At 68.0% G+C, this 6868-nt stretch carries 5 protein-coding genes; 4 read left to right on the forward strand and 1 reads right to left on the reverse strand.

The features are described 5' to 3' along the window. The first annotated feature begins 340 nt into the window (after nucleotides 1-340). From BMY06_RS32410 to BMY06_RS32425, 4 genes are all read left to right on the forward strand, one after another. Nucleotides 341-2098: an ABC transporter ATP-binding protein/permease gene (locus BMY06_RS32410; protein WP_074987157.1), complete on the forward strand. Its 1758-nt coding sequence runs from the start codon at nucleotides 341-343 to the stop codon at nucleotides 2096-2098. Next, complete coding sequence (locus tag BMY06_RS32415; protein ID WP_074987158.1) at nucleotides 2095-2886, forward strand: SDR family NAD(P)-dependent oxidoreductase; 792 nt, start codon at nucleotides 2095-2097, stop codon at nucleotides 2884-2886. Before BMY06_RS32410 ends, BMY06_RS32415 begins: the two co-directional genes overlap by 4 nt. A gap of 398 nt (nucleotides 2887-3284) precedes the next feature. Next, complete coding sequence (locus tag BMY06_RS32420; RefSeq protein ID WP_080180421.1) at nucleotides 3285-4601, forward strand: MFS transporter; 1317 nt, start codon at nucleotides 3285-3287, stop codon at nucleotides 4599-4601. Between the two features lie 46 nt (nucleotides 4602-4647). Beyond that, nucleotides 4648-6003 carry a D-amino acid dehydrogenase gene (locus BMY06_RS32425; RefSeq protein ID WP_065062725.1) on the forward strand — a complete coding sequence of 452 codons (1356 nt, stop codon included), beginning with the start codon at nucleotides 4648-4650 and terminating at the stop codon, nucleotides 6001-6003. A gap of 45 nt (nucleotides 6004-6048) precedes the next feature. Here the strand turns inward: BMY06_RS32425 and thpR are convergent, their stop codons facing one another. Then, the gene (gene thpR, locus BMY06_RS32430; RefSeq protein WP_065062727.1) at nucleotides 6049-6618 is read right to left on the reverse strand and encodes an RNA 2',3'-cyclic phosphodiesterase; all 570 of its coding nucleotides are present in this window, start codon (nucleotides 6616-6618) and stop codon (nucleotides 6049-6051) included. Nucleotides 6619-6868 lie beyond the last annotated feature (250 nt).

Genomic DNA, 6868 nt, shown 5'->3' on the forward strand with positions numbered 1-6868 from the left:
TTCCGGGCTGTGCCGCTCAGTGCGCCCGGCGGCCTTTTCGTCTCCACGCGCGGGCCGCGGCGGCCCCTAAAAATGGGGGGCGCAAGCGGCGCTCTGGCACAATGCCCCGAACCCCGTATGCCGCCCGGCCGCCTTCGGGCGGTGAGAGAATGGGGCGCGCGTGGCCCAACGTGGCATTAAGACTCACTTAAGCGGCTCGCGACAGAATCGCTAGCAAGTCCGCCCACCGCGTGCCGTACGCGACTCGCGCCGCGTTCGCGAAAGACGCGGCAAAGGACGGCGGAAGGCGGCATACCGGACATACACGGCAACACCATCAGGGCACAACATCAGGACGCTCATGACCAACCACACTCCCCGCGCCACGCCGGATCAGAACGAGCATCACAAGATCACGGCCTGGAGCCTCATCAAGCCCTACTGGGTGTCCGAGGAACGCTGGATCGCATGGGGCCTGCTCGTCGCGATCATCGCGATGAATCTCGCCGTTGTGTGGATCAACGTGCGTCTGAACGGCTGGAACGCGGACTTCTACAACGCCCTGCAAACCAAGGACGTCAAACAGTTCCCGCATCTGCTGATGATCTTCACGGCGCTTGCGTTCGGCTTCATCATCCTGGCGGTGTACGGGCGGTATCTTCGCCAGATGCTCGGCTTCCGCTGGCGCCAGTGGCTCACCACGCACTATCTGAACGACTGGCTTCGGCAGGGCGCGTTCTACCGCATCGAGCGCGACCGTCTCGCCGACAACCCCGACCAGCGTATCAGCGACGACCTGCAATCGTTCGCCACCAGCACGCTCTCGCTGACGCTCGACCTGCTCTCGACGGTCGTCACGCTGATCTCGTTCATCACGATCCTGTGGACCATCGCGGGCGCGCTCACCTTCTCGCTGGGCGGCACGCCCATCACGATTCCGGGCTACATGGTCTGGGCCGCCGCGCTCTACGCCGTGTTCGGGTCGCTCGTGATCCAGAAGGTCGGCCACCCGCTCGTGTCGATCAACTATCAGCAACAAAAGGTGGAAGCGGACTTCCGCTTCGGCCTGATCCGCCTGCGTGAAAACGCCGAGCAGATCGCGCTCTACGACGGCATGCAAACCGAGCGCAGCAATGCGCAGGGCCTCTTCGAGCACATCCGCGAAAACTGGTGGCGCGTGATGAAGTACACGAAGCGCCTCACCTTCGTGCTGAGCTTCTACGGCCAGATCGCCATCATCTTCCCGCTCGTCGTGGCCGCGCCGCGCTACTTTGCGGGCGCCTTCACGTTCGGCGTGCTGATGCAGATCTCGCAGGCCTTCGGCACCGTGAGCGACTGCTTCTCGTGGTTCATCAACAGTTACGCGAGCCTCGTCGAGTGGCGCGCCACCGTGAACCGTCTGCGCGAATTCGTGCGCGTGGTGCACTCGCCGCGTCTGAAGGAAAGCGTCTCGCCGGCCACCGAGCATGGCGGCATCAATCTGCATTACGTCGACGCGGAGCAACTGAGCACCGAGCACCTCAAGCTCGCGCTGCCCAATGGCCAGCCGCTTTCGGAAGTGCGTGACATCGCCATCAAGCCGGGCTCGCGCTGGCTCGTGCGCGGCCCGTCGGGCGCGGGCAAGAGCACGCTGATGCGCGCGCTCGCGGGCCTCTGGCCGTTCGGCGAAGGCTCGATCGACGCGCCCGTGGATGCGCGCATGATGTTCATCCCGCAGCAGAGCTATCTGCCGATCGGCACGCTCAAGGCCGCGCTCACCTACCCCTCGCCCGCCGACGACTACAGCGACGAAGACTGCCGCGAAGCCCTGCGCGCCTGCCGTCTCGAAGGCTACGTCGATCGCCTGGACGAATCGGCGCACTGGACGCGCGTGCTCTCGCCGGGCGAACAGCAGCGTCTCGCGGGTGCGCGCGTGCTGCTGCACAAGCCCGACTATCTGTTCCTCGACGAAGCGACCAGCGCGCTCGATCCGGACAACGAAAGCCGTCTCTACAAGCTCTTCATGGAGCGTCTGCCGAAGGCGGCGATCGTGAGCGTGGCGCATCGCGAATCGCTCGAGGCGTATCACCACGACACGCTCGAAATCGCTCGCTCGCCTGAAGAGCGCGTGGCGGCGTGAGCGCCGAAAGCCGCGCGGCGTCCGGCGAACGCGTCGTCCTGATCACGGGCGCGGGCTCCGGCATCGGCGCGGCGCTCGCGCGCAGGCTCGCCGCGCCAGGCGTGGCGCTGATGCTGCACGCACGCGGCGCCGACGCGGCCTCGCGCACCCGTCTCGCCGATGTCGCGCAAACGTGCGAAGCGCGCGGCGCGGTCTGCGCGACGGCTTGCGCCGATCTTGCCGATCTCGCCAATGAACCCGCCGCGCATCTGATCGACGCCACGCTCGAACGCTTCGGCGCGCTCGATCAGCTCGTCGCCAACGCGGGCCACGCGCAGCGCCAGACGCTGGCCGCACTCGACACCGATACGCTCGGCGCCGCCTTCGCCGCGATGCCCGCCGCGTTCGCGTCGCTCGTTCGCAGGGCGCAACCCGCGCTGATACGCTCGGCGCGCGGACGCGTGGTGGCGGTGAGTTCGTTCGTCGCGCATCGCTATCGCGCCGACGCGCCGTTCGCGGCCACGGCCGCCGCGAAGGCCGCGCTCGAATCGCTCGCGAAAACCGCCGCCGCCGAACTCGCTCCGCACGGCGTGAGCGTGAATTGCGTCGCGCCCGGCTACACGCGCAAGGACGCCGGTCCCACGCCGGAGAACGCCCCCGCGTGGGCGCGCGCCGCCGAAGTCACGCCGCTGGGCCGCGTGGCCGATCCCGCCGATGTCGCCGAACTGATCGCCTTCCTGCTTTCCGACGCCGCGCGTCATATCACCGGCCAGACCATCCACATCGATGGCGGACTGACGCTGGGCTGATTCTCCCGCGCGCATCACGCATTGGTTCGCTCGCCGGCGAATCAAACGCCACGCGCGACACCTGCGCGACACCTGCGCGACACCTGCGCCACATCGCGCTCCATCAGCAAACCGCGCACGCAGCGCAAACATCGCCCACGCAAATCGCACGTGAAGCGAACACGCGTGCACCATCGCGCAAAATCGCGAGCGAAAGCGCACACAATGCCCCGCATCCTGAGGGCTTCCCTGGCCGCGACAGCCTGTCGCACCGTAAAATAGCGCCGTTCGAGCATCGGCGGCCCGCCAGCAGCGCGCGCCTCGACGCATCGCCAGCGGCCCGCGCCACCGGACGCCGCTTTCGCCACCCGTCGCCACGCCGGTCGTGGCGCGCACAACAATCCTGGGGACGACGCGCGATGGCAGCATTTCAATGGTTCAAGGAACTGAACGCACGCGAGCGCCGCACGCTCTACGCGGGCTTCGGCGGCTACGCCGTCGATGCGTTCGACTTCATGATCTACTCGTTCCTGATCCCGACGCTCATCGCCACGTGGGGCATGACGAAAAGCGAGGCGGGCATGATCGCCACCAGCTCGCTGATCTCGTCGGCGATCGGCGGCTGGCTCGCGGGCATCCTCGCCGATCGCTACGGCCGCGTGCGCGTGCTGCAATGGACCATCGCCACGTTCGCGCTCTTCACCTGTCTCTCCGGTTTCACGCACTCGTTCTGGCAACTGCTCGCCACGCGCACGCTGCAAGGCGTCGGCTTCGGCGGCGAATGGTCGGTCGTCACGATCATGATGGCCGAGACGATCCGCTCGCCGCAGCATCGCGCCAAGGCCGTGGGCACCGTGCAGAGCAGCTGGTCGTTCGGCTGGGGCGCGGCGGCGATTCTCTACTGGGCCTTCTTCGCGCTGCTGCCCGAGGAATACGCGTGGCGCGCGTGCTTCTGGATCGGCATCCTGCCCGCGCTGTGGATTCTCTACGTGCGCCGCAACGTGAGCGACCCCGAGGTGTTCCTGCAGACGCGCCGCGCGCGCGAGGCCGGCGACGTGCAAGGCCACTTCCTGCAGATCTTCGCGCCCGCGCATCTGGCGACCACGCTGCTCGGCAGCGCGCTGTGCACCGGCATGCTCGGCGGCTACTACGCGATCACCACCTGGCTGCCCACCTATCTGAAGACGGTGCGCCATCTGTCCGTATTCAACACGAGCGGCTATCTGATCGTGCTGATCGTCGGCTCGTTCACGGGCTATATCGTCGGCGCGATTCTGTGCGACAAGATCGGCCGGCGCGCGTCGTTCATCCTGTTCGCGATCGGTTCCTTCGCGCTTGGCATGGCCTACACGATGCTGCCGATCACCGATGCCGCGATGCTCGCGCTCGGCTTTCCGCTCGGCATCGTCGTGCAGGGCATTTTCGCGGGCGTCGGCGCCTATCTTTCCGAGCTTTACCCGAACGCGATCCGCGGCTCGGGACAGGGCTTCTGCTACAACCTCGGACGCGGTCTCGGCTCGTTCTTTCCGATCCTCGTCGGCACGCTCGCGCAGACCACGACGCTCGTGAAAGCGATCGGTACGGTGGCGGGCGCGGGCTATCTGCTCGTGATCGTCTCGGCGCTGTGTCTGCCGGAAACGAAGGGCAAGGTGCTGGCCGATCATGGCGCGTCAGACATTGCCGATCAGCAGGCTCAGAAGCAAGCCCGGCCGCCTGCGGACTCCGCTGCACGATGAGCCCGAACATGCTGCAATACCTTCCGTCCCTCTCACTACGACCGGCATGAAAACGATCGTCCTCGGCGCCGGTGTGATCGGCGTCGCTACTGCGTACTATCTGAGCGAACGAGGCTGCGACGTCACGGTCATCGAGCGCGAGCCGGGCGTCGCGCTCGGCACGAGCTTCGGCAACGCGGGCGTCATCGCGCCTGGCTACGTCACGCCGTGGGCCGCGCCGGGCATGCCGGCCAAGCTCCTCAAATACCTCCTCAAACCCACTTCGCCGCTGATCTTCCGCCCCGCGCTGGACGCCGCGCAGTGGCGCTGGATCGCGCGCTGGCTGCGCGAATGCGACCTCGCGCGTTTTCGCGTGAACAAGCAGCGCATGCAGCGCATCGCTTACTACAGCCGCGAATGTCTGCACGCGTTTCGCGCGCAGCATGCGTTCGAGTACGGCCGCAGCCAGGGCTATCTGCAACTCTTTCGCAGCGACTACGACGTCGAGCTCGCGCAGCCCGCGCTGAACGTGCTGCGCGACGCGGGCATCGCGTATCGCGAACTCGACGCCGATGCCTGCGCGCAGATCGAACCGGGCCTCGCGTGGTCGCGCGTGAAGCCGGTCGCAGGCATCTATCTCCCCGACGACGAAGCGGGCGACTGCGCGCGCTTCACGCGCGAGCTGCGCGCCGTGTGCGAGGCGCGCGGCGTGAAGTTCGTCTTCGATACCGAAGTGCTCGCGCTCGAATCCGCGGGCGGCAAGGTGACGGGCGTGCGCGTGCGCGCGGTGCCGGGCCGCGAGGCGCGCAACCGTCGCGAACAGCGGCGCGCGCCCGCCGAAGTGCTGCGCCCCGCCGATCTCGCCGAACCCGCCGCCGACACCTCGCCGCACACGCTGGCCGCCGATGCCGTGGTGGTCGCGCTCGGCGTGGAAAGCGCGGCGCTCGTCGCGCCGCTGGGCGTGCGCGTGCCGCTCTATCCGGTGAAGGGTTACTCGGCCACGCTGCCGGTCGTCGACGAGCACAAGGCGCCGCGCGCCGCGCTCATGGACGAGTCGCTCAAGACCGCGATCACGCGTTTCGGGCCGTATCTGCGCGTGGCGGGCACGGCGGAGCTCGGCAACCATCGCACGACGCTGCGCGAGCAGGCGCTGCAAACGCTCATGAAAGTGCTCGACGACTGGTTTCCGCACGCGGCCACGCCGTCGTCGGCGCAATTCTGGGTCGGCAGGCGGCCGATGGTGCCGGACGGCGCGCCGCTGCTGGGCGCATCGGGCGTCGACGGCTTGTGGATGAACGTCGGCCACGGCTCGACGGGCTGGGCGATGTCGATGGGATCGGGCCGCGTGGTCGCCGATCTCGTGACGCAGCACCGGCCGGACATCGATCTCGACGGGCTGACGCTGGCGCGCTACCGGCGCTGACGCTGAACGCGCGAGGCGGGAGACGCGAGGCGCGGGCGCTCCCGCTTACAGCGCCACGCTCGCCAGCGCCTCGTATTTCGCGCCCTGCTTCGCCAGCGTGCTCGAATAGAGCACGAGCGACGTGAAGCGCAGCGGCGGCAACGCTGCGGCGCTCGGCGGCGGCGGCGCGCCGTGCGCATCGCGGGTGAAGCGCGCGAGCGTCACATGCGGACGAAACGCGCGCGCATCGAGCGACAAACCCACCTCCCCCATCGATGAACGCACGCCCCAGTCGAGCGCCGTGAACGCATCGGACATCGCGACGACGGCCACCATCAGACGCGGTTGCGCGCCGCCCGGCCAGCATTCGATTTTCGTGACGCTCGCAGGCGGCACGGGCGTCGCGTGACTGGCGAGCCGCTGCGCGAGCGCCTCGCCCTGCGCGAAGGTCATCGCGCCGATGAACGCCACCGTCATGTGCAACTGCGCGTAGGGCACGCGGCGCGCGCCGGGTGGCACGTCGAGCGCGGCGAGCGCGTCGCGCGACGGCGTATCGGGCGCGAGCGCGACGAAGCAGCGCCGCCATTGATCGGCGTCCTTGCTGGCTGCGGCGTGGGCTTCCCGGGCTTCGGACATGATCGGCAGTCCTCGAACGGTCGGACAATCGACAATCGCCACATGGTAGCGCGCCCGCGCGACGCGGTGCGCCCGTGACAACCCGCAAACACACGCGCGCCGGACGCCTCCGGACGCAAAAAAACCGGGTCACCCCGAAGGGTGCCCGGCTTCCTGGCATCTGTCTCCTGCCGTCTCCCGTGCGTCCTGTCCTGGCGACGGACGCGCTGGATTTTGCACGACTTAATGAGGTTTAACGCGGCAGCTCCGT

Origin of the sequence: Paraburkholderia tropica, assembly GCF_900109265.1 — a bacterium.
GTDB classification, from domain to species: domain Bacteria; phylum Pseudomonadota; class Gammaproteobacteria; order Burkholderiales; family Burkholderiaceae; genus Paraburkholderia; species Paraburkholderia tropica.

Excerpts from the sequence above, each read along its gene's own strand:
- BMY06_RS32410 (WP_074987157.1), top strand. The coding sequence starts at position 341 with ATGACCAACCACACTCCCCGCGCCACGCCGGATCAGAACGAGCATCAC.
- BMY06_RS32420 (WP_080180421.1), top strand. The coding sequence starts at position 3,285 with ATGGCAGCATTTCAATGGTTCAAGGAACTGAACGCACGCGAGCGCCGC.
- BMY06_RS32425 (WP_065062725.1), top strand. The coding sequence starts at position 4,648 with ATGAAAACGATCGTCCTCGGCGCCGGTGTGATCGGCGTCGCTACTGCG.
- thpR (WP_065062727.1), bottom strand. The coding sequence starts at position 6,618 with ATGTCCGAAGCCCGGGAAGCCCACGCCGCAGCCAGCAAGGACGCCGAT.